At 59.1% G+C, this 25,057-nt stretch carries 25 protein-coding genes and 4 pseudogenes; 13 read left to right on the forward strand and 16 right to left on the reverse strand.

Annotated features, from left to right (window positions below):
* Nucleotides 1-14: 14 nt before the first annotated feature.
* The 3 genes and pseudogenes from AC07W5_RS18655 to AC07W5_RS18665 form a co-directional block, all read right to left on the reverse strand.
* Nucleotides 15-392, reverse strand: coding sequence for a DUF1330 domain-containing protein (locus tag AC07W5_RS18655; protein WP_495024061.1), 378 nt, complete (start codon nucleotides 390-392; stop codon nucleotides 15-17).
* 196 nt (nucleotides 393-588) lie between these two features.
* Nucleotides 589-699: pseudogene (locus tag AC07W5_RS18660) on the reverse strand (2-hydroxycarboxylate transporter family protein); the annotation flags it as partial.
* A gap of 212 nt (nucleotides 700-911) precedes the next feature.
* Nucleotides 912-1,847 (reverse strand): Ppx/GppA phosphatase family protein, encoded by a 936-nt coding sequence (locus AC07W5_RS18665; RefSeq protein WP_495024062.1) that lies wholly within the window; start codon nucleotides 1,845-1,847, stop codon nucleotides 912-914.
* A 221-nt stretch (nucleotides 1,848-2,068) separates the two neighbouring features.
* Between AC07W5_RS18665 and AC07W5_RS18670 the strand changes: the two genes are divergently transcribed.
* Complete coding sequence (locus AC07W5_RS18670) at nucleotides 2,069-2,281, forward strand: hypothetical protein (protein ID WP_494992931.1); 213 nt, start codon at nucleotides 2,069-2,071, stop codon at nucleotides 2,279-2,281.
* Nucleotides 2,282-2,550: 269 nt separating this feature from the next.
* Here AC07W5_RS18670 and AC07W5_RS18675 read toward each other — a convergent pair whose 3' ends face one another.
* Nucleotides 2,551-2,775 carry a hypothetical protein gene (locus AC07W5_RS18675; protein ID WP_495024189.1) on the reverse strand — a complete coding sequence of 75 codons (225 nt, stop codon included), beginning with the start codon at nucleotides 2,773-2,775 and terminating at the stop codon, nucleotides 2,551-2,553.
* A 167-nt stretch (nucleotides 2,776-2,942) separates the two neighbouring features.
* On the opposite strand from AC07W5_RS18675, the gene AC07W5_RS18680 reads away from it, so the two are divergent.
* From AC07W5_RS18680 to AC07W5_RS18700, 5 genes are all read left to right on the forward strand, one after another.
* On the forward strand, nucleotides 2,943-4,319 hold the full coding sequence (locus tag AC07W5_RS18680; protein ID WP_494993093.1) for a pyridoxal-phosphate dependent enzyme: 1,377 nt from the start codon (nucleotides 2,943-2,945) through the stop codon (nucleotides 4,317-4,319).
* Nucleotides 4,316-5,494 (forward strand): cystathionine gamma-synthase, encoded by a 1,179-nt coding sequence (locus AC07W5_RS18685; RefSeq protein WP_495024063.1) that lies wholly within the window; start codon nucleotides 4,316-4,318, stop codon nucleotides 5,492-5,494. The genes AC07W5_RS18680 and AC07W5_RS18685 overlap by 4 nt, the downstream gene beginning before the upstream one ends.
* A 591-nt stretch (nucleotides 5,495-6,085) precedes the next feature.
* Nucleotides 6,086-6,826, forward strand: coding sequence for a response regulator (locus AC07W5_RS18690; RefSeq protein ID WP_494992933.1), 741 nt, complete (start codon nucleotides 6,086-6,088; stop codon nucleotides 6,824-6,826).
* Between the two features lie 5 nt (nucleotides 6,827-6,831).
* Nucleotides 6,832-8,136, forward strand: coding sequence for an ATP-binding protein (locus AC07W5_RS18695; protein WP_495024184.1), 1,305 nt, complete (start codon nucleotides 6,832-6,834; stop codon nucleotides 8,134-8,136).
* A 127-nt stretch (nucleotides 8,137-8,263) separates the two neighbouring features.
* A complete protein-coding gene (locus tag AC07W5_RS18700; RefSeq protein WP_494992935.1) occupies nucleotides 8,264-8,782 on the forward strand; it encodes an HvfX family Cu-binding RiPP maturation protein in 519 nt (172 codons plus the stop codon).
* Nucleotides 8,783-9,140: 358 nt separating this feature from the next.
* Here AC07W5_RS18700 and AC07W5_RS18705 read toward each other — a convergent pair whose 3' ends face one another.
* From AC07W5_RS18705 to AC07W5_RS18720, 4 genes and pseudogenes are all read right to left on the reverse strand, one after another.
* Nucleotides 9,141-9,893: an HvfC family RiPP maturation protein gene (locus AC07W5_RS18705; protein WP_495024064.1), complete on the reverse strand. Its 753-nt coding sequence runs from the start codon at nucleotides 9,891-9,893 to the stop codon at nucleotides 9,141-9,143.
* Nucleotides 9,886-10,743, reverse strand: coding sequence for an HvfB family MNIO-type RiPP peptide maturase (locus AC07W5_RS18710; RefSeq protein ID WP_494992937.1), 858 nt, complete (start codon nucleotides 10,741-10,743; stop codon nucleotides 9,886-9,888). The genes AC07W5_RS18705 and AC07W5_RS18710 overlap by 8 nt, the downstream gene beginning before the upstream one ends.
* A 69-nt stretch (nucleotides 10,744-10,812) precedes the next feature.
* The gene (locus AC07W5_RS18715) at nucleotides 10,813-11,256 is read right to left on the reverse strand and encodes an HvfA family oxazolone/thioamide-modified RiPP metallophore (RefSeq protein ID WP_495024065.1); all 444 of its coding nucleotides are present in this window, start codon (nucleotides 11,254-11,256) and stop codon (nucleotides 10,813-10,815) included.
* Between the two features lie 438 nt (nucleotides 11,257-11,694).
* A pseudogene (locus AC07W5_RS18720) lies at nucleotides 11,695-11,886 on the reverse strand (glucarate dehydratase); the annotation flags it as partial.
* Nucleotides 11,887-12,033: 147 nt separating this feature from the next.
* On the opposite strand from AC07W5_RS18720, the gene AC07W5_RS18725 reads away from it, so the two are divergent.
* Complete coding sequence (locus tag AC07W5_RS18725) at nucleotides 12,034-12,651, forward strand: hypothetical protein (RefSeq protein ID WP_495024066.1); 618 nt, start codon at nucleotides 12,034-12,036, stop codon at nucleotides 12,649-12,651.
* 1,158 nt (nucleotides 12,652-13,809) lie between these two features.
* On the opposite strand, the gene AC07W5_RS18730 is transcribed toward AC07W5_RS18725, so the two are convergent.
* Nucleotides 13,810-14,109: a hypothetical protein gene (locus AC07W5_RS18730; RefSeq protein ID WP_495024067.1), complete on the reverse strand. Its 300-nt coding sequence runs from the start codon at nucleotides 14,107-14,109 to the stop codon at nucleotides 13,810-13,812.
* Nucleotides 14,110-14,589: 480 nt separating this feature from the next.
* Here AC07W5_RS18730 and AC07W5_RS18735 point away from each other — a divergent pair.
* The 3 genes and pseudogenes from AC07W5_RS18735 to AC07W5_RS18745 form a co-directional block, all read left to right on the forward strand.
* Nucleotides 14,590-15,210, forward strand: a pseudogene (locus tag AC07W5_RS18735) (tyrosine-type recombinase/integrase).
* 182 nt (nucleotides 15,211-15,392) lie between these two features.
* Nucleotides 15,393-16,109 carry a hypothetical protein gene (locus tag AC07W5_RS18740; protein WP_495024068.1) on the forward strand — a complete coding sequence of 239 codons (717 nt, stop codon included), beginning with the start codon at nucleotides 15,393-15,395 and terminating at the stop codon, nucleotides 16,107-16,109.
* 410 nt (nucleotides 16,110-16,519) lie between these two features.
* Nucleotides 16,520-16,678: pseudogene (locus tag AC07W5_RS18745) on the forward strand (bifunctional NADH-specific enoyl-ACP reductase/trans-2-enoyl-CoA reductase); the annotation flags it as partial.
* A 26-nt stretch (nucleotides 16,679-16,704) separates the two neighbouring features.
* Here the strand turns inward: AC07W5_RS18745 and AC07W5_RS18750 are convergent.
* Both AC07W5_RS18750 and AC07W5_RS18755 read right to left on the reverse strand, forming a co-directional pair.
* Nucleotides 16,705-17,409 (reverse strand): SDR family oxidoreductase, encoded by a 705-nt coding sequence (locus AC07W5_RS18750; protein ID WP_495024069.1) that lies wholly within the window; start codon nucleotides 17,407-17,409, stop codon nucleotides 16,705-16,707.
* A 225-nt stretch (nucleotides 17,410-17,634) separates the two neighbouring features.
* Entirely contained in the window at nucleotides 17,635-18,132 is a 498-nt protein-coding gene (locus AC07W5_RS18755; protein WP_495013580.1) for a MarR family winged helix-turn-helix transcriptional regulator, read from the reverse strand.
* Between the two features lie 26 nt (nucleotides 18,133-18,158).
* Here AC07W5_RS18755 and AC07W5_RS18760 point away from each other — a divergent pair, with 26 nt between their 5' ends.
* Complete coding sequence (locus tag AC07W5_RS18760; RefSeq protein WP_495024070.1) at nucleotides 18,159-18,899, forward strand: Mut7-C RNAse domain-containing protein; 741 nt, start codon at nucleotides 18,159-18,161, stop codon at nucleotides 18,897-18,899.
* 330 nt (nucleotides 18,900-19,229) lie between these two features.
* On the opposite strand, the gene AC07W5_RS18765 is transcribed toward AC07W5_RS18760, so the two are convergent.
* The 4 genes from AC07W5_RS18765 to AC07W5_RS18780 all read right to left on the reverse strand — a co-directional run bounded on the left by AC07W5_RS18765 (nucleotide 19,230) and on the right by AC07W5_RS18780 (nucleotide 22,316).
* Complete coding sequence (locus AC07W5_RS18765) at nucleotides 19,230-19,850, reverse strand: dihydrofolate reductase family protein (protein WP_495024071.1); 621 nt, start codon at nucleotides 19,848-19,850, stop codon at nucleotides 19,230-19,232.
* A 201-nt stretch (nucleotides 19,851-20,051) separates the two neighbouring features.
* A complete protein-coding gene (locus tag AC07W5_RS18770; protein WP_494992945.1) occupies nucleotides 20,052-20,531 on the reverse strand; it encodes a VOC family protein in 480 nt (159 codons plus the stop codon).
* 344 nt (nucleotides 20,532-20,875) lie between these two features.
* Entirely contained in the window at nucleotides 20,876-21,799 is a 924-nt protein-coding gene (locus AC07W5_RS18775; RefSeq protein ID WP_495024072.1) for an NADP-dependent oxidoreductase, read from the reverse strand.
* A 76-nt stretch (nucleotides 21,800-21,875) separates the two neighbouring features.
* Nucleotides 21,876-22,316 carry a DoxX family protein gene (locus AC07W5_RS18780; protein ID WP_495013557.1) on the reverse strand — a complete coding sequence of 147 codons (441 nt, stop codon included), beginning with the start codon at nucleotides 22,314-22,316 and terminating at the stop codon, nucleotides 21,876-21,878.
* A 212-nt stretch (nucleotides 22,317-22,528) separates the two neighbouring features.
* Here AC07W5_RS18780 and AC07W5_RS18785 point away from each other — a divergent pair, with 212 nt between their 5' ends.
* Nucleotides 22,529-23,428 carry a LysR family transcriptional regulator gene (locus AC07W5_RS18785; RefSeq protein ID WP_495024073.1) on the forward strand — a complete coding sequence of 300 codons (900 nt, stop codon included), beginning with the start codon at nucleotides 22,529-22,531 and terminating at the stop codon, nucleotides 23,426-23,428.
* Nucleotides 23,429-23,632: 204 nt separating this feature from the next.
* On the opposite strand, the gene AC07W5_RS18790 is transcribed toward AC07W5_RS18785, so the two are convergent.
* Nucleotides 23,633-23,962, reverse strand: a complete 330-nt coding sequence (locus tag AC07W5_RS18790; protein ID WP_495024185.1) for a hypothetical protein — start codon at nucleotides 23,960-23,962, stop codon at nucleotides 23,633-23,635.
* 454 nt (nucleotides 23,963-24,416) lie between these two features.
* Between AC07W5_RS18790 and AC07W5_RS18795 the strand changes: the two genes are divergently transcribed.
* Nucleotides 24,417-24,719: a putative quinol monooxygenase gene (locus tag AC07W5_RS18795; RefSeq protein ID WP_495024074.1), complete on the forward strand. Its 303-nt coding sequence runs from the start codon at nucleotides 24,417-24,419 to the stop codon at nucleotides 24,717-24,719.
* Nucleotides 24,720-25,057 lie beyond the last annotated feature (338 nt).

Below are 25,057 nucleotides of genomic sequence, written 5' to 3' on the forward strand. Positions count from 1 at the left end.
TGCATCGACCCCCACTACTGCTGCGCAGGCACCAATCCTTCAGTGATCACGACCGAGCCTTGGGTGGCCGCGATGCGAAGTTTCTTCGCCGCGGTGTATTCAGCAGAGTTGTAGAAGCGCTGAGCGTCGGCAAGAGTTGGGAACTCAGCGATAGCCATCACCGACTTTGGCTGGCCTTCGACTACTGGTGCGTTGAGGTTGAAAACGATCACCTTGCCGCCGTATTTCGGCGCGAGCGGCCCGGCCGCTTCCATGTACTTCTGGAACGTTACCTGATCCTTGATTTCGTAGTTGGCGATCATGTAGCCGTGCGGTTGCGCATCCTGTGCCTGGCTGGTGGTGGCAAGCGCCGGGATGATCGCAGCAACACCACCTATGACGAGCTTCTTCATCGTATGAATTTCCATGGATTTGAATGGCAGACAGCACGAAACACCAGCCGATCCGGATGAGTCATCGGCGCTGAATCGTGGTGCTCGAAGTATGTGGTGCAGTGCCCGGAGCGAGTTGCCGGATCTGTTTCTTCTATTGCCTGATTCAGCGAATTCGCCCGCCGGGTCGTGAGCGGGACTCTGTCCTTACCTGAGATCAGGCAAACATTCTGAGCAGTAAGGTGGCCAGGATGACGGTTGAAGCCCCCCCGATACGCGTGGATATCTGCGCGAAGGGCATCAAGGACATGCGATTGGATGTCGAGAGAGGATTTCTTTGCTACTCCGAGCGCTCATAGAGCGCCCGGGCACTTGAGACTTGGATTCAGATATCGCTGGCGGGCCAGTCGCCGGAGCATACGGTATCGGCCTCTGCATCCGTAGATAGAGCAGCCATCAGGCTGCACGTTCGGGAGCGGCAATGAATCCAGAGGCGGTTCACCTCGCTGATACCTGCTTCTCTCAGGTAGCTGTCCGTGATTAGTGTTTACACATCAGACCATGAAGAACCCCGAACCTTAAGCCTGGCTCGGATGGCGTCATATGCGGGATGCCAAATACCTTGAACGCCGCCAGCATGACCACCAGACCGCCAGGCAGGATGCTCAGGCGATGGCTTTGCAAGCCCGCCAATTTGAGTTGTTTGACATGCCCCACTTCGAGCAGACGCAACGACAGGCGCAACAGACCGCCGTAGGTGATACCACCTTGGTCATAGTCGTTCAATCCGTTGGCCTTGAGCACTTTGGCCAGCATCCGTGCGGTACCTGAAGAGCCGATAGTCTGCTGCCAACCCCGCGCGCGATAACGGCGCACCACTTTTTCAAACTGTAGAGTGGCCACACGCTCAGCCTCCAGGAGCGCCTGAGCCGTGATACGCCCCCCTTGAAAGTAACGCGCACCAATGGTGCCGCTGCCAATGGCAATACTTTCGGTGACAAGGGGCTGAGCGCCCCTACCAAGAATCAATTCAGTGGAGCCGCCGCCGATATCCACGACCAGTCGCATACTCTCTGCACCAGGTATCCTATGGGCAACACCGGCATACACCAGTTGCGCCTCTTCATGCCCGGAGATGACGTCAATACGAAAACCCAGGTGCCGCTCCGCGCTGCCCAGAAACAGTTGAGCATTATCAGCTTCGCGCACCGCACTGGTCGCCACTGCCCGCACACGACCCGCCTCAAAGCCGCGTAATTTTTTGCCAAATCGCGCGAGCGCTTGCCATCCCCGATCCAGCGCCAACTCATCCAGATCCCCGCCTTGAAATCCCTCTGCCAAACGGACGGGCTCACGCAGGGTTTTCACTTCCTGGATCACGAACTGCTGGTTCCGTTTGACCGACTGACCAATCATCATGCGAAACGCATTGGAACCCAGGTCAATGGCCGCAAACAGGGAGGCGTCGCCTTTCATGGGGGATTCCTTGCAAATTCATCAACCAGCAGGCGGATGCCTGCTGTGCGCTGAAGACGGTTTGCGAGGATCTTGCCATTAGTTCGATGACGCCAAGATGACACCCTCTAACCTTTTCAAATGAACAGACACCCGGCCAATCTACCTGGATAACCGTGATGCTCCGGCACACTAGCCATGACGCTGCTAGGCTTTTCAGTTCACTCTGAGGAAATGTCGCCATGCCAGCAACGCCCCAACTGCCGGACATACTCGAAACCCTCCACGAAAACCAGCTCGCGCTCGCCGACGCCATTGAGTCGATAGCGATGTGGATCGATCAGAGGGGATCCACTGGCGTTTCCAGCACCGCTCTTGGAGCTGTCGCCACACTCGACTTGAACGCCGAGTCCGTCAGAAAGGGAATTGAGTCGCTGAGAAAAACCCTCAGATGAAACCCGTCAACCAGGTGCCTGCGCCGCTTGCGAGTCGCTATTGAGATCTCGAAATGGTACGAGCTTTTTTGCCTGGGCTCGTAATTGACCTGCACCACCTCACGAAGAAAGGGCTCTAGTGATGCTGATCAGAATCGAGGAAACGAACACGCCCGAAGGCTGGGTTGTCTGGATGAACGCGTGGTGCGTCAAATTTCGCAGCTATGCAGAAGCCGAAGCATTCGTGAAAAGACTGGAAGACCGCATAAACGCATCGCATCCCTTGCCTATCAGCATAAACAGACCTGTAGCAGAGCTGTCTTAAGGAGCCGTCTTCGATGCACCAGTAAATTCGTCATCGAGAACCAGCGCTCGCACGTCACCAAAGCCAACACCATCATCTTGCGCTCCAGACAGACCGACTGCGCCGCCTGTGCAATGAAGGCAATGACGCGGCTCTGGCTGGCGTAGGCGTAAATGTGCGCAGAGGTTAAGCGCACTGCAATTGTGTTCATCCGGTTGGTTGTCGTTTCGGCGGCGACGCTACCGGCTGGCTGCGCAAGGTTGCGGGCGGCGCAATCCCGGCCTATGTTCCAAGCGAGACATTGCCAGCGACTGACGCACGATAACTCGCCGCAGGTTGCTGTCCATCCAGTGCCGATTGCTGCAGCGAGGTGACGACATGCCGAACGACTCCCGCCCCGCCGTGCTCGAACTGATCGGCAATACGCCGCTGGTGCGTGTCAGCCGCTTCGATACCGGTCCATGCACGCTGTTCCTCAAGCTCGAATCGCAGAACCCCGGTGGTTCGATCAAGGATCGCATCGGCCTGGCGATGATCGACGCCGCCGAGCGCGATGGCCGCCTGCGACCCGGCGGCACCATAGTCGAAGCCACCGCCGGCAACACCGGCCTCGGCCTGGCCCTGGTCGGCCGCGCCAAGGGTTACCGGGTGGTGTTGGTGGTGCCGGACAAGATGTCCACCGAGAAGGTCCTGCACCTCAAGGCGATGGGCGCCGAGGTGCACATCACCCGCTCCGACGTCGGCAAGGGCCATCCCGACTACTACCAGGACGTTGCTGCGCGGCTGACGCAGGAGATTCCCGACGCCTTCTTCGCCGATCAGTTCAACAACCCGGCCAACCCGCTGGCCCACGAGTGCAGCACCGCTCCGGAGATCTGGGCGCAGACTCAGCATGATCTGGATGCCATCGTCGTCGGCGTCGGTTCGGCCGGCACGCTGACCGGGCTGACCCGTTTCTTTCGCCGCGTGCAGCCGGACCTGGCCATGGTGCTGGCCGATCCCGTCGGCTCGGTGGTCGCCGAATACAGCCGCAGCGGCACCCTCGGTACGCCCGGCTCCTGGGCGGTGGAAGGCATCGGCGAAGACTTCATTCCGTCTATTGCCGACCTTTCCAGCGTGCGCCAGGCCTATTCGATCAGCGACGAGGAAAGCTTCGATCATGCCCGCCAACTGCTGCGCGCCGAAGGCATTCTCGGCGGCTCTTCGACCGGCACGTTGCTGGCGGCGGCACTGCGCTACTGCCGCGAGCAAACCGAGCCGAAGCGGGTGGTCAGCTTCGTCTGCGACACCGGCACCCGCTACCTGTCGAAGGTCTACAACGACCAGTGGATGACCGATCAGGGCCTGATGCAGCGTAAGCACTACGGTGATCTGCGCGACTTGATCGCGCGGCGCTTCGAGGATGGCCGGGTGATCAGCGTGGGCCCGGACGACACGCTGCTTACCGCCTTCCAGCGCATGCGCCTGGCTGATGTGTCGCAACTGCCGGTGCTGGTGGACGGACAGCGGCTGGTCGGCGTGATCGACGAGTCCGATATTCTGCTTGGCGTGTACGAAGACGCTTCGCACTTCCGTATGACCGTCACCAGCGCGATGACCGACAAGCTGGAAACGCTGCCTCCCGGCGCCAGTCTGGCTGAACTGCAGGCGGAGCTCGACCGTGGGCTGGTGGCGATCATCAAAGACGCCTCGGGCTTCCACGGCCTGATTACCCGCGTCGACCTGCTCAATCACTTGCGGAGATCCCTGCCATGAGTCAGCACGACGAAACCGCCGCGCCACGCGCCTTCGCCACCCGGGTGATCCATGCCGGACAGGCGCCGGACCCTTCCACCGGGGCGCTAATGCCGCCGATTTACGCCAACTCCACCTATGCGCAGCAGAGTCCCGGTGTACACAAGGGCCTCGACTACGGGCGCTCGCACAACCCCACGCGCTGGGCGCTGGAACGTTGCGTGGCAGACCTCGAAGGCGGTACCCGTGCATTCGCCTTCGCCTCCGGGCTGGCCGCGATCTCCACCGTGCTCGAACTGCTCGACACTGGCGCGCACATCGTCTCCGGCAACGACCTGTACGGCGGTACTTTCCGACTGTTCGACAAGGTGCGCCGGCGCAGCGCCGGGCATCGCTTCAGCTTCGTCGATCTGACTGACCTGGAGGCATTCGAAGCCGCGCTGCAGGACGACACGCGGATGGTCATGGTCGAGACGCCGAGCAATCCGTTGCTGCGCCTCACTGACCTCGCCGCCATCGCGGGCATCTGTCGCGAGCGAGGCATCATCTGTGTGGCCGATAACACCTTCGCCAGCCCGTGGATACAGCGCCCGCTGGAGCTGGGTTTCGATATCGTGCTGCACTCGACGACCAAGTATCTGAACGGCCACTCCGACGTGATCGGCGGCATCGCGGTGGTCGGACAGAACGCCGAACTGGCCGAGCGCCTGGGCTTCCTGCAGAACGCGGTGGGAGCTATCGCCGGGCCGTTCGACGCGTTTCTCACCCTGCGCGGAGTGAAGACTCTGGCGCTGCGCATGGAGCGCCACTGCAGCAACGCGCTGGAGCTGGCGCAATGGCTTGCGCGTCAGCCGCAGGTGGCGCGCGTCTATTATCCGGGCCTGCCGTCGCACCCGCAGCACGAACTGGCGCAGCGGCAGATGCGCGGTTTCGGCGGGATGATTTCCCTCGACCTGAACAGCGACCTGGCCGGCGCCAAGCGTTTCCTCGAAAGTATGCGGATCTTCGCCTTGGCCGAGAGCCTGGGCGGGGTGGAAAGCCTGATCGAGCACCCGGCGATCATGACCCACGCCAGCATTCCCGCAGACACCCGTGCGCAGCTCGGCATCGGCGATGCGCTGGTGCGTTTGTCAGTGGGTGTCGAGGATGTCGAAGACCTGCGCGCCGACCTGGCCCAGGCGCTGGCGCGGATTTGAATAGGTAGTTGCAGGAGCGAATTTATTCGCGATAAAAGCCCCAATGAACTGGCAAGCGAACTTGCAGCTTATCTCGCAAGGCGCTTGCCGGTGGGCAACAGCGGCATGACTAGCCTCTCCTTATGTCGGAGAGATTGTCGCGAGAATACCGATCACGATCGTTAACGCTAAAAATCCGCCCAAGAAAATTGCAAGCTTAGCCATTAGGCCTCCTGAATGAGAGGTTTGCGGTACAGCGAAAATCGAGTCACATAGCGACTCTCCCATCAGGCTCAACTGGTGAGGCCCGCCGGGAGGATCATTGTCCGACGGAGGCTGGTTTCGATACAGATGCAGGTAGCGAAGAAAAACACGGATCAGTGCAACGGGCCGGTCTGTTGAGTGATTCGCTTCACTGCGAGGAGGAAGCCCCCTCCCCCGTTGGCGTTCATTTCAGGCTCGGGAGTTGTTGCGGATGTGTCCGTGACGGGGGCCGGTTGCCTCTCCACGTATCTGCCGGCGCACTGGATACACTGCAATACAAAGCGCGACAGGCAAGTGCCATCGGGCTCTGTACACTTCAGGGCACAACCACAGCACAGGTGCCGGGCGATGGAGCATGTCGATCACATCCTGATCGTTGACGATGATCGCGAGATCAGGGAACTGGTAGGCAACTACCTGAAGAAGAACGGACTGCGCACCACCATCGTTGCCGACGGCCGGCAGATGCGCGCCTTCCTCGAATCCAACGCGGTCGACCTGATCGTGCTGGACATCATGATGCCCGGCGACGACGGCCTGCTACTGTGTCGCGAGCTGCGCGCCGGCAAGCACAAGGCCACGCCGGTGCTGATGCTGACCGCACGCAACGACGAAACCGACCGCATCATCGGCCTGGAAATGGGCGCCGACGACTACCTGACCAAACCCTTCTCTGCGCGCGAGCTGCTGGCGCGCATCAATGCCGTGCTGCGCCGCACGCGCATGCTGCCGCCGAACATGACCATCAGCGAAAGCAGCCGGCTGATCGGCTTCGGCCAGTGGCGCCTGGACACCACCGCGCGTCACCTGCTGGACGGCGACAGCACCCTGGTCGCGTTGAGCGGCGCCGAGTACCGTCTGCTGCGAGTGTTCCTCGACCACCCGCAACGGGTGCTCAGCCGCGAGCAGTTGCTCAATCTCACCCAGGGCCGCGAGGCGGATATCTTCGACCGCTCCATCGACCTGCTGGTCAGCCGCCTGCGCCAGCGTTTGCAGGACGACGCCCGCGAGCCGGCCTACATCAAGACAGTACGCAGCGAAGGTTATGTGTTCTCCCTGCCCGTGCAACTGGTCGAGCCACAATCGTGAAGAGCCTGCCGCGCTGGCCGCGCACCCTCGCCTCGCGCCTCGCGCTGATCTTCTTCACCGGGCTGGTACTGGCCTACGGGTTGTCCTTCAGCTTCCAGTTCTACGAGCGCTACCAGAGCGCGCGCTCGATGATGCTGGGCAACCTGGAACGGGACGTGTCCACCTCGGTGGCGATCCTCGACCGCCTGCCGGCGGCGGAACGCGCGGACTGGCTGCCACGGCTGGAGCGGCACACCTACCGCTACCGCCTCGACGACGGCGAACCGGGCCAGGCGCTGGACCTGGACGAGGCGCCCATTGCGGCACTGTCCCTCGACAAGGCCATCGGTCGCCAGTACGCGCTGGACTTCCAGACCATCCCCGGGCCGGTCCCCCACTTCCAGGTCCATCTGCGCATGGCCGACGGCAAACCGCTGACCGTTGACGTGACCCCGGCGCCGGTGCCCCTGTCGACCTGGCTACCGATCGTGCTGCTGATCCAGCTCGCCGTGTTGTTGCTGTGCACCTGGCTGGCCGTGAAAACCGCGATTCGCCCGCTGACGCGCCTGGCCCAGGCGGTGGACCGTCTCGACCCCAACGCCCCCGGGCCGCACCTGGATGAAACCGGGCCGCGGGAAGTGGTCTACGCGGCGGTGGCCTTCAATGCCATGCAGGCGCGCATCGCTGCCTACCTGAAAGAACGCATGCAACTGCTGGCCGCCATCTCCCACGACCTGCAGACGCCCATCACGCGCATGAAGCTGCGGGTCGAGTTCATGGACACGTCCGCCGAGAAGGACAAGCTGTGGAACGACCTCGAAGCCATGGAGCATCTGGTGCGCGAAGGCGTGGCCTATGCCCGTAGCGTGGAGGGCAGCACCGAGGCCAGTTGCCGGGTGAACCTTGACGCCTTCCTCGACAGCCTGGTGTTCGACTACCAGGACAGCGGCCAGCAGGTGGCCCTGTGCGCGAAGAATGGTGCAGTGATCGAAACCCGGCCCCATGCCCTGCGCCGGGTGCTGGTGAACCTGATCGACAACGCCCTCAAGTTCACCGGCGCCGCGCAGCTGGAAGTCCGTTCCGGCGCAGGCCATACGACGCTGATCCGAGTGCTGGACAACGGCCCCGGCATCCCCGTCGAGGAATTGGAAGAAGTGCTCAAACCCTTCTACCGCCTGGAAACCTCACGTAACCGCAGCACCGGCGGCACCGGCCTTGGGCTGGCCATCGCACATCAATTGACCCAGGCCATCGGTGGCACCCTCACCCTGTCCAACCGCGACGGCGGCGGCTTGTGCGCGCAGATCGAGCTGTGCGGTCCGGCGGCCTGAGGGCCGCCTCTACACTGGGATACACAACGGCCTGCGGCGGACACACTGCAGATAAGACCGGTTGCAAGAATCCTGAACACAATAAGCGACGGCACCCCGCCGTCGCCGGTTGATTCAGGAGCTCTCCATGAAAACTATCGCCTTGCCATCGGGCTGGAAACTGTTCGGCATCCTCGCACCGCTGAACCAACTGGGCGCCTGGAGCGCCGACCTTGCCCTGCGGGTGTTCCTCGCCTGGGAGTTCTTCGAATCCGGCAGGGAAAAATGGAACGGCGAAAACTGGTTCGCGCAGATCCAGTCCGCCTTTCCCTTCCCCTTCAACCACCTGCCCGCCACCCTCAACTGGGAACTGTCGATGTGGACCGAACTGCTCGGCGCCCTCTTCCTGCTGCTGGGCCTGGGTACGCGGCTGTCGGCGCTGGTGCTGATGGTGGTGACGGTCGTGGCGATCGCCGCCGTGCACTGGCCGGCGCAGTGGTCGAGCCTCGCCGAACTGGCCCGGGGTTACGCCATCAGCAACCAGGGTTTTGGCAACTACAAACTGCCGGCCATCTACCTGGTAGCGCTGTTGCCGCTGCTACTGAACGGACCGGGCAAACTGAGCCTGGACTACTTGCTCCAGCACTGGCGCCGGCAACGGGCCTGAGCCCGCAAGAAAAGTCCGTCGCAAGACGCAATGCCAGTCAGTTAAGGAATTTCAGGTTCAGCACTGCCCCCCGTAGCAGCTGCCGAAGGCTGCGTCCGGCGGCGAAGCCGTCGCAAATCCTGCTTCCACGATTTGTCTGGAATACTGCTGTGACTGTTTTACGACTGCTGCGCAGCCGGACGCAGGCTTCGCCAGCTGCTACGTTCGCGTAATGTCTTAACTGACCGGCATTAGTCGCAAGACGGGCTTAATGAGATGGTCCGCCTGACCGAGAAGCCCTGCAGGTTTACGCTTGCAGGGCTTTCTCATTTTCGGTCGTGGATCACGCCACCCCCGGTGTGGAAGCGGCAGTGGGGATTCAGAGGTGGACCTGGGTGCCGATCACGATGCCCTGGGCGCGCAGCGACTCTAGCAGCGCCAGGCCTTGGTGCTCGATGGCCTGGGCATCGCCGCCGGCCGCTGCGGCCAGGGCCTGCAGGTGCTCCCGCCCACTGCGCGGGTGAGCGGCCAGCGAGGCCAGCAGGTGATACGCCAGAGGCGCCAACCGGGCAAAATGCACCTGATGCCCGGCATCGCGGTGCACCAGCAGCAAGGTCGGCACTTGCGGTGCCTCGGTGGGTTGATGGTCCGCAGCGATGCGGGTCACCGGCCAGCGGTACGCCAGCGGCATGGCCAGGCAGGACAGCAGCGGGACACCGGCCAGCAGGTCACCGTCCTGCTGGTGCGGCGGGTCCTGGGCGTCACTCAGGTACAACTGCGACTCGACCCACTCGTAGTGGGCCAGCTCCACCTGCCAGGGCGCGGCCGGGTCGGTATCCGCCTGCTGCTGTTGCAGGTAGGCGACGAACTCTTCGGCGATGCCCGTGAACAGTGGCGTCTGGCTGCGATGCCCGGCATAGAAGTCGCGCACCCGGGCATGCCAGCGTGCATCCCCGAGGGTGGACCGCAGCACCGGGAAGCTGCCGGCCAGCAGCCCTTCGATGGCGTTGTAGAACAGCTCGCGATAGACCTTCAGGCGCCGCGCCTCGATGCCCGGCGGCGGCGCCTGACGGGTCGGGTCGCGCAGGTGGCGGGCCAGGGTGAATTGTTGCTCGCGCAGGGTTTCAGACATGAGCGGCACTGCTGTTGGCAAGCGCGCCAAGACAGGCCTGCTGGATGGCTCGGATGCGCCCGGTTTCTTCCAGCAGGTCGGCCAGCGGCGGGTAGTTGAAATCGCGTTCCAGCACCGTGGGGTGCACACCGAAACGCTGGTAAGCGGCGGCCAGCAGCGCCCACACGCCGTCCCTCACTGTAGCGCCGTGGGTGTCGATCTTCAGGTCCGCGGCTTCGTCGTAGTGGCCGGCGACATGCAGGCTTGTCACCCGTTGTAGCGGTAGCGCGTGAAGGAATGCCAAGGCGTCGTAACCGTGGTTGCAGGCGTTGACGAACAGGTTGTTGACGTCCAGCAGCAGGTCGCAATCGGCCTCTTCCAGCACCGCTGTGATGAAGTCGATCTCGCTCAGTGCCTGGTACGGTGCGGCATAGTAGCTGATGTTCTCCACCGCGATGCGCCGGCCGAGGCGCTCCTGGGTTTCGCGGATGCGCGCGGCGACATGCTGGATGGCCTCGTCGGTAAAGGGGATCGGCATCAGGTCGTAGAGGTGGCCGTCATCGGTGCAATAGCTCAGGTGCTCGCTATACAGGCTGACCTGGTAGCGTTCAAGAAACTGTCGCGTGCGGACGAGAAAGTCCCGGTCCAACGGCTCGCTGCCACCCAGTGACAGCGACAGCCCGTGGCAGGCGACAGGAAAGCGTTCGGCCAGGCTGGCCAGCCCCTCGCCAAAGGCGCCGCCGACGCCGATCCAGTTCTCCGGCGCGCATTCGAGGAAGTCCACCGCGCCGTCCTCCATCGCCAGCAGCGCGGGTAGCAGCCCACGGCGCAGGCCGAGCCCGGCCTGGATTGGGTTATCGATCATGCTCATGGTGTGGCTCCGGGAAAACGCACGACGCCCCGCCTGTCAGGCAGGAGGGGCGAGGCGCAAGGGGGCAGGTCAGGACTTGTCGTTCTGCAGGTGGCTGAACAGGCCGTCGGGCATCGGCTTGCCGTTGGCCTGGTAGATGGCCTTCAGATGGTCGTAGGCCTCGCGTTCAGAAATGAAGCCGTCGTGGTTGCTGTCGATCTTGTCGAAGTCGGCGGCGCGATCCTTGGCCACGACGAGAAACTCGTCGCGCGAGACCTTGCCATCATGGTTGCTGTCGGTGCGTGAGAAGGACGCATCGCCGCACTTGCCCTCCCCGCATTTGCCTTCGGCCTGGCTCACCTTGGTGCCGGCGCCGCATTTGCCTTCACCGCATTTGCCTTCGCCGGCGGTTTTTGCCGAGGCCAGTTGGTAGCCCTGGGCCAGGGGCTCCACCGCGAAAGCAGAACCGCTGAGGAACATTCCGCCGACCAGGGCGGCGCCGATCAGGCCAAGGGTGCAGTGGGTACGAGACATGGTAATTCTCCAGTGTGGATTACGGCAGCGCCGTAGGGTTTGCGCTGCCCACCGGGGCGGCGCGTCGCAAGGTCATGGCTCGAACAGGGTTGAGGTCAGCGGGAGGTGGCATTTGCCGGATCCTCACCTCGCATGGCCCGCCGTGTTCGGGTGTGGCCATTTCGAGGGATGGATGTATCACCGGTGTATCCCGGCGCGAGGGGTTTTGTAAGGCAGTTGCAACACACAGCCGTGAGATACAGTGTGTTACAGCGGCGCGGACGGGAGACGCCGGCCAGGAGGTCTATGTCCTCAAGGGGGGATGCCCCCCACCACGCCAAGGATCAGCGCAAGTCAGGGTCATCAAAACCCGTGTTCGCGCTGACACAGTTCGGCGCGCCCTGCCCACCGCCCTGCCCCGACGGGCTTGCGCCCCATCAGGCCAAGTACCGCACGGGCTCAGAAACGCGGTTTGATGGTCTTCCACTCCGGCTTGTAACGTTGCATCTGTTTCACGTCATCGCGCTGTCGAATGCCGCATGTCAGGTATTGGTCGTGCAGCTTGCCCATCTGAGCGTGATCCAGTTCAGGACCCAGCCCGGGCGCACGGGAGATCTTCACGCAGCCATCGACGATGGGCAGCTTGCCGCCTTAGATCCAACTGTTGGAACACCACTTGGGGCGGACCGTGAGCACCATGCTCAAGACACTGTACGTGCTCAAAAACCACGTCATTCGTTCTCTTGACTCTGTGTCGCGTTTTCTGCCGCTACACTCAAGCGGAACAAGGCATTACATATGGACAAGGCGCGTTATAAGAAAAAAGTGGCGCAAAACATTACGCCATCTATATCACCTACTTATAGTGAGTCGCTCATGAGCCGTCGATTGCTCACCGTTTTCATCGCGATGTCTCTTTCATGGTCAAGTGTGCATGCCGGTTACTGGAAGGATTCAAATGGCAATCCATCCCCAGACACCGAATCAAGACGATCCATCGGCGAGTTTGGTGGCTCACTATTAATCACTTCCGATCTCGACTGGGAAAAAAAGTGGAGTACTTCGCCCGAAACCATTCCCGTATTTAACGAAGCAAAGATTGTTACCCAAGGTAAAAGAATCTTCACGTTGATTTTTTTTGCAAACCCGAAGCTGGATGCCAATCACGATGCAAACATAACGTGCGATCTGAAAGTCATCAGGCCGGACGGTACTGAATCGATCAATCAGAAAGATACCGTTTGTTTTCAACGACGCCTCAAGGGGAAGCCGAACAACCTGTACCTCGCCGCCCCCGTGATCGATTTCATCGGAGAGCCAGGCGACCCCACAGGTATCTGGACGGTAGATATCATTCTTAAAGACAACTTGCGCAAGGTTGTCCTGCCACTAAAAACAACTTTCACTCTGAAGTAGGCGCGCGACAACCCAAGCGCTGCCTTGATAAATTTAATATGCATTAAATATATAAGGAGCTGAAATGTTTAAATATATTAAGCGAGCTTTAGGAGTGCTAGCACTAACATTATGGTTCTCATCATTTTTCGTATGGGACTATTATGCCACTCATCGAGAGTCAACATATAGGCCTGGCAGCGAGAAAGTTTACCCTCTAAATACTCATGGATCCATCGTATACATAACATCGAGTGAGCATTTTTTCCTGTATGGCTTGATGGTTGGTGGAGCCATTTGTTTTTTGTTGACAGCAATAGTACACCTGACTGGAGGCCGAAATTAATTAAGGCAACTGGGTTTTACTGACAAAACGGAAGATAGGGCCTGAGTCGTGATCATCAGGTAGTGGACCTGCAATAGGAGGGTGTATGCTTAGATTAACTTTACAACTGATGATGTTGTGGTACATATTTATATCAGCTGCAATGGCGTTTGTGCCAGAGCGGGTGCTCGACTGTATAAAGCGAAGTCGCATCTGGATGTGGTACATGAAAACCATGTTTGGTATTACAATCGAGTCTCTTAGTAGTAAAACAGCTGTTCGATGGGTGCTCATTCAAGGAGGCATAGGTTTGGTTGCGGCATTGCTGGCGCAGTATGCTTGGCTTATTAATCCTACCTCTAGCCCATAGGCAGCCGTTCATCGGCGCCAATATTCACCGCATCCACGAATATTAACTCCTTAATTTAATTAAAGTATTTTCGCTGTAAAAGATCGACGGCGATCATTACTGATATTAAAGCCGCAACACCCAAAGACAACATATAAAGATGGTCGGATTGCGTCGAGGTTATATATGAATAGGCCCCGTGATCATTGATCAAAATTTGATGCGTCGCGTCTGAGCTTTTCGTGCCTTCCCCCCGCATATCGAACAAACAAGCTATTTCGATAGAAAAACAGTAAGACACCAGAAAACCCAGCCAAAAATTTAGAAGCAAAAATAACCATTTTCATGTTCGTCATCATAAATGCCCAACAGGTCTAGGAGCAGTATTCGTTTGTCTAGCAAAAGCTTCCTCGCCAATCTCACCACCTAGCATCAATCTCCCCCCTATTGCCATTTTACTTTGAGCCCCCAGTCGCCCAAACTAACGTTATTGCACCGAGAAAAGTCATGATCCACGAATGTTGAGAACTATAAATAGTGAGAATAAAAACACAAGAATGGCTGTTACTATTGCATAACAAAAGCTAAAGCCGATTTTGATAAGCAATATGTCGTCCGCTGCAACTTTATAGCCGATATATCCATTTATCAAAGCAGATGTTACGACTCCAATTGCCAAAATAGAAGGTGTTTTGTAGTCTGGAGCAAACAATGGAATGAGAGCCACATACGTTCCGCTTGTCGAGATGGTGAATATGACAACAATTCTTATAGCTGAGATAATATTGTTTTTCGTTGCGCTCATATTTATTCCCCTCTGATAGTGGCTTCCAAATAAGACTATTCAGCTTAATCGCGCATTTTGCATGGCAAGTTTTTTGAGTCTAGCACTGTGATCGGTATAACCAGTTAAGACGTCCATATAATTTCCCTTTGGCTCAACACGAGTAAGCCCCGGTTGAACAGACGTCGCTACCATAATTTTCCCGGCGGGTTTACTGCTGACTGCTAACGCTGACAGGGCCACTGAGGCCCGTCGCGCACGCCCCTGAGTTTGGCACCGAGATCGGCTCTTGGCCGTCATCAGCAGGCAATCTGCGGCACTGGTTGTGCGAAACAGCCAGGGCCTGCAATGTAATTTGCGCAAGATGTGGTTTCATACCGCTTGTAAGCTATTTGAACGCCGTTTCTTGCGATCAATCCAATGACTGCTGTGGGTCGAATAGCGACCACCACTCGTTGTGGCTGATCCACCCTTGTCCTCCCTCAACGTGGAGGACGAGCCATGAACACTATTGCTACATATAACCAACAGCCTTGGAACAAGGGAAAGCTTGTCGGGCAGAAAGTCCCGCTCCGAGTCAGAGATATCTGGGCCATCCGGGTCAGACTCCAGCTCGCGGAGAAGACACGTGATTTGGCGCTCTTCAACTTGGCCATCGATAGCAAGCTGCGTGCCTGTGATTTAACCAAGCTGCGAGTACGAGACATAGCCCATGGGGAGCATGTTCCGTCACGGGCCATCGTGATGCAGTAGAAAACCCAGCACCCAGTGCAATTTGAAATCACCGAGCAGACCCGAACGGTCCTGGAAGCTTGGATGCAACAGGCTCATCTTCGCAGCGAAAACTTCTTGTTTCCGAGTCGGTTGCACTTCTCCGATCATCTCTCAACCAGGCAATACGCTCGAATAGTCAAAGCGTGGGTGACCGCCATTGGCCTCGATCCAACTATGTACGGTACTCATACTCTACGGCAAACCAAGGCATCGCTGATCTATCGGAGGACGAAGAACCTGAGAGCTGTGCAACTCCTGCTTGGTCATACAAAGCTTGAAAGCACCGTCAGGCACCTGGGAATTGAGGTAGATGACACACTTGAAATGGCGGAACAGACGGAAGTCTGACTTTCCACTGTGACGGTCGAGGTTAGACCGTCGCTGTCCGACCCGGTGTAGATAGTCCGTCCGTTTTCTCCACATCGGACGCTCGACTCGACCAGTTATCCTACAATCATGTGGATGCAATAGACTTTCTTGAACTGTGGGCCGCTAAGAAATCATATCCAGCCAATATCAAGGAAGACCAAATGAAATCCACGCCGAACGTACTTCCCTGGAAAAATACCCCATATGAGATGGAGTGCAATCTTGCGATGGGTCATCTTCTTATGAACCTCAAGCCGCGATTGCAGGTCAATGGCCGCGTCCATGCTGAAACCTATATTGCGGCGATCGGGGCAATTGCGGGCTACGCTGCGCAGCGCACGCTGTTCGCCGAAACGCCGCCGGTTGTCGGGCACAACATTCATCGCATAGGCACGAAGTCTGGCGAACAGTACTGGTTTGGCGATGCACTGAACAATATGCTCATGCCCAAAACGGAAGCCGATGGGAATCGCTGCCTTTGGTCGTTGGCGGCCGGCGGCGCATTAGGTGCTGGCCTGCAGCCTCAGCAATTACCCAATCTCGATGCGATGTTTAAACACGTCGTGACGACGATTGGCGGAGCAAATGAAGGTCGATCTTCAGTTCCTGCTCAGCATCAAGCTCACCTTGCTGCACGAGATCTGCTGAAACTAGTGTGGCCTTTAGCACTCACCTGTCTTTCAGGAAAAATTCCTGGTGCCAAGCGCGAATTTGGAGCCGCGCCTGTCGCATGGTGGTCGGCCATCGCAGCACAAGCCTCGAATCGCCCTATCCAGGATGTGAAACAAGTGTTGGCCCCCGATATCGCTCTGACCTTGCTTATGGAGTCCGCAATTTATTGCAGCAAACTTGACCAATCGAGTATCGAATCAACGTAGGACCGCTTGGGGCCTGGGTAGCAATGCCTGGGGCATATTGAAACTGTTGAGCACTTTTGGGCGTCGAACCAGCGGCTATTGTTTGCGATCTGAGTAGGCCCGTCGACTGTCGGCTTCTGGCCGATTCTGTTGAAAAAGTCGGCTTCAGTTTCCGCGACAGAAAAGTACGCGTCTGAGATTGAAATCCGAGTTTTGCGCAGAAGGTTCAGGACTCAGATTTTACGTAGCAGCGCGCTGAAAACGCGCTTTCACCGCTTAATACATGGGTAGCCAGGCCGGGTCGACTTTTTCAACACAATCGACCCGTTGCCGTCATTCAGATCGCAGCTCGGCAACGGCCATACTCGAAGTCTAACGGCCATTCGCCCACGTGGGATCGCCTGGCGCTTGTCGGTCTTTGCCGACATATGGACCAGGTCACGAACGAGATCCTGTACGAGCCGACCGACTTCGCCAGCTACAGGACCGACTCCCCGCGTCTGTTCGGCTTCGAGATCGCCGACGTCGACTACAAAGCTGACGTGAACCCGGACGTGAAGATCCCGGGCATCATTGACGTCACGGCCTGACCCGACAGGCGACCGCTCCGGCGCAGTCAGTGCGGCGTCGCCTCATTCAGATAGACGCCCGCCGACAGTCCGGCCTTCACCTGCCGCGTGAGCTCGTCAGTGCACACTTCCTCCGCGCCCGCCTCGATCGCGTCGTACGCTTGGCGCACAACGTCGGCCGGCGTCGCCTTCGGCACTTCCAGCCCGCGCGTCAGATCCGTATCGATAAAGCCGGCATGCAGCCCGACGACCTGTGTGTGCTGCTCGCGCAGCGAATGGCGCAGGCCGTTGGTCAGCGCCCACGCGGCCGACTTCGACACGCCGTAGCTCGACAGGATCGGCCGGTTCACCCAGCTCGCGACGGACAGCACGTTCAGGATTGCGCCGCCGCCGTTGCCGGCGAGGCTCGCCGCGAACGCCCGCGACATCGCCAACATCCCGAGCACGTTGGTTTCGAAGTGATCGCGCAACGCGTCGAGCGCGCCGTCGTCCATCAGGCTGCCGAGCCGTGCGATGCCCGCGTTGTTGATCAGCAGCGTGACGTCACGCGCCGCGTCGGCGGCCGCGGCCACTGCCGCCGGATCGGTCACGTCTAGCTTCACGGGCACGACACCCGGCAGCGTCACGCTGGCTGGATCGCGCGCGCCCGCATAAACCTTCCGCGCCCCTCTATCGAGCGCCTGCTTCGCGAACTCGAGGCCAAGCCCGCGGTTCGCGCCCGTCACGAAAATGACAGCACCTTTGATTTTCATAATCTTTCCTTTCGAATGATGAATCGCATGCGCGCTGGTTCGCCGCTCGCGTGAGATCCGGTGGAAACAAGGCTGCAATCGCGTAACGAATCATTGCACCGCCTATCGACCTTTTCTGCAAAGCCACACGACACACCATCTGCGCTCGCGCTCTGCGACTGAGACCGCCGAGCCCTCGATGTGTCAAGACCGGAAAGGGATAGCGACAATACGACCGTTAATCGCTCATTCGCCGTTTCGGACTGACTTGATAAGATTGTTCCGCAGCGCCACGATCGCCTTTTGCACTTTAGCGAACTCGTCTGGCGCGAGGCCAGTCGCCTCAGAGAGACTCATAGTCAGGGCTTTTTCGCGCAGCTGTCGACCGTTTTTCGTGAGCCTGACCCGCACCTGACGCTCGTCTTCTGGATCGCGCTGCCTCTTCAGATAACCCATCACCTCAAGTTTCTTCAGCATCGGTGTGAGTGTGTTGGATTCGAGAAACAGCTTCTCGCCCAGACCGCTGACGGTCTGGTTGTCTTCCTCCCAAAGCGCAACAATCGTGATGTATTGCGTGTAAGTGAGCCCAAGCTCCTCGAGCATCGGCTTGTATGCCTTGCCGAACGCCAGGTTCGCGGAGTAGATCGCAAAGCACAAATAGTCTGACAGTGGCACGGCCTCAGCGGGCGCTTGGTTCGTAGTTTGGGGCCTGCCGGAGAAGATGTCCGGACTAGACTCGCTCATCCAGCAGCCCTGCCATACTGTTCAGCATGACCCGTGCAACCTTCCGCTTCTACGAGGAGCTCAACGATTTCCTGCCGGCCGAACGGCGGTGGCAGTCCTTCACCTGCGAGTGTGCGCGAGGGGCGACGGTCAAGCACATGATCGAGGCGCTCGGGATACCGCACACCGAGGTCGAGCTGGTGCTGCTCAACGGCGAGTCGGTGGGCTTCGAGCGGGTGATCTTCGACAGTGACCGGCTGGCGGTGTATCCCAAGTTCGAAGCGCTGGACATCAGCCCGCTGCTCAAGGTTCGTGCGCAACCTTTACGGGTGCTGCGCTTCGTCGCTGATGCGCACCTTGGCGGACTGGCCAGCCTGCTGCGCATGAGCGGCTTCGACACCCTCTATGACAATCGCTTCGAGGATGGCGAGATCGCCGAGATCGCTGCGCAGCAAGGACGCATCGTGCTAACCCGCGACCGCGAACTGCTCAAGCGGCGGATCATCAGCCACGGCTGTTACGTGCATGCCCTGAAACCGTCACTGCAGCTGCGCGAATTGTACGAGCGCCTCGACCTGGCGCGTAGCGCGCGGCCATTCAGCCTGTGCCTGCATTGCAACCTGCCGCTGCACGAGATCAGCCCGGAACTGGCCCGGCCGCAGGTGCCGCCACGCGTTGGCGCCCTCTATTCGCACTTCCTGCGCTGCGACGCCTGCCAACGGGTTTACTGGGAGGGTTCGCACTGGCGCAGCATGTGTGCACTGCTGGCACCTCTGCTGGACCGATAGCCGAGCGCATCGGGCCGGCGGCGTTGCCAGGGATAACCGGCTTTTGCATCAGGTAGATAACGGCCAGAAACGGACACCCGGGAACGCCTGCTCACGGCCCCAAGCTGCGGGAGTGACTGTCAGTCTGGGGCGCAGAGCTCCGGTCGTTACCTGTTGCAACCGACCTCAAGAGAACCCGCATTGATTTCATTCAATGCGAGCAGTTAGGGAATGAATCTGATTGGTCGCAGAGGCAGGCGTGTTTGCTCGACCATGCGCCTGCTCGCGTGAAGGCCGTGGCCCGTCAGGGACGTCGGCCTTCAACGAGTTGTCAGGCGTCACGGGCTTTTCCTACTCTTCAAACGCTCCCGTGCGCACGTCGCCGCTGCGCACGTAATGGGTGATCAGCACACCGCCAGGCGTGCTGGTCGAGTGCGCCAAAGTGAAGGCCGACGCTTGTGCGTTGTCGCCAAACAGGCGCTTGCCGCGCCCAAGTACGATGGGAAAAATCATAAGCCGAAGCTCGTCCACCAACCCGGCTGCAAGCAGTTGGCGCACCATATCGCCGCTGCCCTGCGTCAATAGGTGGGCGCCGTCCTGGTGCTTGAGCGCGCGTATCGCGTCGGCAAGGTTTCCCTCCAACGCATGACTGTTCTGCCAATCAAGCGTATCGGATCGATGCGTGGCCACATGTTTAGGCACGCTGTTGAACAGGTTAGCGATGACGCGGTTTTTTGAATCGGCCTGTCTGTGCGGCCAATACGCCGCGAATATGTCGTAGGTGCGACGCCCCAGCAGCAACTCGAACGGCTGCGCGAACAGGTCCTGTATGGCCTGGCCAAAGGCTTCGTCGGCGTAGGGCACTATCCAGCCACCGAGGCGGAATTCGCCGCCGGGATCTTCTTCAGACCCGCCGGGCGCTTGAATAACGCCATCCAGACTCATGAAAGCGGCAACGGTGAGCTTGCGCATACTCTTCTCCTGGTTCGTCCTCGTGAAAGTTCTCGTACAGGAAACGCCTACGATCACTGCGACCAATCAGATTCATTCCCTGACGGATAGTCGAACGAGACTCTGCGAAATCGACAGTGCGATGCCCGGATGACGCCTTGTCCAGCGCTTGGCTTGAGCACCGGCCAGCATCCGACAGCGCCCAGCCCCAAGCCGCGCGGGTTAACGCTCAAGAGCCGCTTCGATCGCAGCGATGTCGATCTTTCTCATCCCCATCATGGCTTCGAACGCGCGCTTGGCCGTCGCTCGATCGGGATCGGCTATCGCGGCCGTCAGGACGCGTGGCGTGATCTGCCACGACAGTCCCCACTTGTCCTTGCACCAGCCGCATACGCTTTCCTGGCCGCCGTTTCCGACAATCGCGTCCCACAAGCGGTCCGTTTCGGCTTGGTCGTCGGTCGCAACCTGGAACGAGAAAGCCTCGTTGTGCTTGAACGCCGCCCCCGCGTTCAGCCCGAGACAAGGGATGCCCATCACCGTGAACTCGACCGTCAAGACATCGCCCTGCTTGCCCGCCGGATAGTCGCCAGGCGCACGAAGGACAGCTCCCACTGCGCTGTCCGGGAACGTCTCGGCGTAGAACTTCGCAGCGTCCAACGCGTCACCGTCGTACAAGAGACAAATCGTGTTCTTGCTGACCATCTTGGTTCTCCAAAATCGGGACTGACACCTTCATTCTAGCCGCGCAGCCAGCCGGACCACTTCGGCAACTTGCCTACCATGGGGTAGCGCGCATGCGCGATCGTCCCCCACGGCGCCGATCGAGTGGAATTGTATTCACACATTGGATCAAGCCCATGGCCGGCGCGCTTTCACAGTACTCACGACGCAGACCGCCCCAAAGCTGACGCTCATTTCCTCCGCCAGTCATAAGCTCTGATTCCAACCGCTAAAGCTTTTGCACCTCTTCAACAAATCAGACCATCCAATCAGGCGATGCAATCAAGCGATCGCCTGCATGCTTGCGGTCTTTTATTGCCTGATTTTTATTGGCCAAGATTGAGTACGATTTTGCCACGTGTATGTCCGGCCATACTTTTTCCTACGGCCTGCTTCACCTGCGAGATCGGGAACACTTCGACCTCTATTGAGAGTTGGCCGGCATCGAACAACTCGGCGATGGCCGTGAGTTGCCTGCCATCCGGCCGAGTGGCGAAGTTTTTTGCCGAAACGCCGTGCACCTTCGCCAACTCTGCGTTCGGCGCACTGACCGGCGACACCAGGACCCCGCCCCGCTTCAATACCTTCCAGGAATGTAGCTGGGTTTCGCCGCCAATCAGGTCAAGCACGATATCCACATCCGCCACCACATCCTCGAAGGCCTGGCTACGGTAGTCGATCATCTGATTCGCGCCGATTTTTTCCAGATAGTCATGGTTGCCGCTCGAAGCGGTGGCAATGACCGTGGCGCCGGCATGCCTGGCTATCTGCACGGCCATGCTGCCGACTCCGCCGGCGGCACCGTGAATCAGCACTCGCTGACCCGCCTTGAGGCCCGCCTGCTCATGCAATGCTTGCCAGGCCGTCAGTGCCGCCACTGCCACACCACTGGCCTGCAGGGCGGAAAGACTGCGCGGCCTGAGCGCCAGGCGATCTGCTGGTACGGCAGCCTTTGTGGCATATCCACCGACGATGCCGATAAAACCAAATACCTTATCGCCGACTGCAAAACCACTCACGCCCTTGCCAATCGCGGAAATCGTTCCCGCCACTTCGGTGCCCGGCGTGTAGGGCAACGGCAACGGGATGAAGGCTTTCATGGAGCCGGAAAGAATCTTCCAATCGATCGGGTTGACCGCGGCACCTTCCACGTCGATCAGCACCTCGCCCTCCCCCGCAAGCGGGTCGGCGGCGTCTTCCAGGCGCAGCACATCCGGGCTGCCGTATTCATGCACACGTATGGCTTTCATGGTGAATCCTCGGATGATTTCGAAAGATGAAACCCGGGAGGCGCCGCAAGCGTTCATTCACTGCGGCGCCATTGGCTCAGCGACGACGGGCATCGAGGCTGAAGCGACCGGCGCCGAACGCGACGACCTGCAACAGGCCGCCCGCCATGGCGATGTTCTTGAAGAAGTGGATGAACTGGTTCTGGTCGCTCAGACCGTTATGGAATGCCAGGGCGGTGAACACGCTGAACAGGGCAAGCACCAGCGCAACAGTACGGGTGCGGTAGCCAGCGATCAGAGCAATACCGCCGCCGATTTCGATGATGATGGCCAACGCTAGAGCAAGTTGCGGGAACGGCAGACCAACCGAACCGATGTAGCCGATCATCATCGCCGGGGCGCTCAGTTTGGAGACGCCCGAGAGGATGAAGATGGCGCTGAGGAACACACGGCCGACCAGAGCAGCCGTGGCGGTGGTAGCGACAGAGCCGGACAGTTCATGGGTATCGCGGGAGGTAGTTGCTGTAGATTGAGACATGGGTTGTTCTTCCATCAAATAGGGCGCATCCACCATGGAGCGCCGCATTGAGGAAAGTCTGCCACTCACTCTACAATCGCAATAGCCGACTAATTTCGACGATTACGTTCTAGTTTTTCGAAATGTAATCACGCCCTGCTCATCTGGTACTTGCGGCACTACTGCACGTGAAATCAACATAAATGCCCCCGCAAGTGTTCAAGGAAATCGAAATGATCTCAGACCCAGGTACCCCCACTCTCGATCAACTGCGTGTATTCCTGACGGTTGTCGAGGTCGGCAGTTTTGCCGCGGCGGCGCGAAAACTGAGCAGGGCCACTTCTGTCATCAGCTACTCGATTTCCAATCTGGAGATGCAACTCGGCATTGTTCTGTTCGATAGAAACACCACCCGCAAACCCCAACTGACCGATGCGGGACGTACTGTGCTCGCCGAAGCACGCACCATCACTAATGGGGTCAACGGGTTGCGGGCCAAGGTGAAGGGGCTGCTGCAAGGCCTGGAGGCAGAGATCCACCTGGTGCTCGATGTGCTGTTGCCTGCCGAGCGCGTGGTCGATGCGCTCAAATCATTCCAGGAGACCTTTCCTACCGTATCCCTGCACCTTCATATGGAAGCCCTGGGCGCCGTCACTCAGCTCGTGCTCAATCGCAAGGCCAGCATCGGCGTGGGTGGCCAACTCGATAACATCATCGATGGAATCGAGCGCATCGGCATCGGCAGCGTCGAACTGGTGCCGGTCGCAGCGCCCAGCCACCCGCTGGCAACGACTCGGCTGAACGCCCCAGGCGCTGGACGCGAGCATGTCCAGTTGGTGCTGTCGGATCGTTCACCCTTGACCCAAGGCAAGGACTTCGCCGTCATCGGCACGAGGACCTGGCGCCTGGCGGATCTGGGGGCCAAACACATGCTGCTCAGGGAGGGGATAGGCTGGGGCAACATGCCGTTGTCCATGGTCAGGGATGACCTGGCGGCAGGCCGCCTTGTGCAACTCGACATGCCGGACCTCAAAAGCGGTGTCTACAGCTTCGATGCCATCTATCGCACGGATACACCGCCCGGTCCGGCGGCAAAATGGCTGATCGAGCGCTTCGCACAGCAACACGAGTAAAGCACCGACCATTCCAGTTTTTCGACCATTAGCGTCGACTTTATTCGGCTATTGCATGTCCTTTGCGTGTGGCAAATTCCTCCTCGCCGTGGCAGCGTCGCCGCGCCCGATCAGGAGCCCTGCCATTACAAAGGTGGATCACTTCCTGGCGCTTCTCGTGTGTGCGGCAATCTGCACCAGCGCCAAGGCCTCCATGCCACATCGTCATTTACGCGCCAACTTATACCTGACGCACTCTTCATAGAAGCTCTGCCGGACGGCAGCGGGCTTGAATCGGGATTTACTGTCGTAGGTTTGCTCGGTAATGCCCAAGGCCATCATTCGCATCCACCCCTTGCTAAACTTGTAAGCCTGTATCTTCTGGCGAGCGGCATACAGTGAAACCCCCGACAGCTTGAGTTCCTGGGCTCGTTGCGCGGTACCCGCTCCCCAACTGCACATAAACCGATCATTCGACATCAGCTCCTTGGCCTGGGCAGAGACTGTAACGCTCGCCAGGGCCAACGAGATGAGCGCGATCAATACATTCCGCATTTGCATTCCGCCTAACCACCTGAAAATAAAGTAATTTTGGCGATAACTTTCAGGCTTGGGGGCCAGCAATATGCCTTCTATTCGGCTTGCTGGAGTTACTCAGTGACACCCGGCCGAGATGGGTCCAGACAGTAGCCGCTGTTTCGGGTCGTTCTCTGCCAGTGGTGACTGACTGCAACCGGCCAGGAACTGCCGATCAGCAAAAATTTAGCGCCAATGAAGTTTACTCAAAGAACTATGCTGGTTTACTCGGCACGAGTCCTGGAAGCCCACTGACTCAATGCTGCGTCTGAAGCAACACCCTCAGAGGCGGCGGCAACGGCCACATTGCAGCGCTTGGGCGGCTGGGCAGTACCGTCGTGGCGGGTGTCTATGCCGAATCGGAGAGTATCGCGTCGGGCTTACTGGAAAGCGTGACGCAGGGTGATGCAGTCATCGCAACAGGAGGCACATCATGGTCAAAGTAGCGTTGTTCGTTCGTCTGCAAGCAAAACCCGGGAAAGAGAAAGAGGTAGAGAGCTTTCTCCTGGGTGGCCTTCCAATCGTGGAGCAAGAGCCAGCCACCACGGCCTGGTTCGCAATCCGCTTGGGACCGTCCACCTTTGGCATCTTTGACGCCTTCCCGGATGAAGCAGGCCGACAGGCCCATCTTTCGGGCAAGGTCGCAGCGGCGCTTATGGCCAAGGCTCCCGAGCTGTTTGCCAAACCGCCGTCAATCGAGCTGGTTGACGTCCTTGCGGCCAAACTACCCGGTTAAGCCGGCTCGACAGGGCGCTCCAGGCAACGTCCCTGCTGCCCGCGTTGCCTCACCGATGTGCAGGGGATCAACGCCGTAGAGATCCTGCAGATCGTTGCCAACATACGCGTAGCGGTGCTGTAACGGGGCTGCGCGCCTTCGCTCCAGCGTTGCCCACCCGATGCAACGCTGCGCTTGTTCCCCCTTCCGCCCTTTCAACCTCAGCGTGAATTCGTTATTGCGACGGATCTGGTACGCCCACGCCCCCCCGGTTTGCACCCATCTGCAGAAATGACGACCCGGCTGGAGACTCACCAGAAATGATGTTTTTATTTTCATAAATTTGATTTATGAAATAA

This window comes from Pseudomonas sp. GW821-FHT01E05, assembly GCF_059422425.1.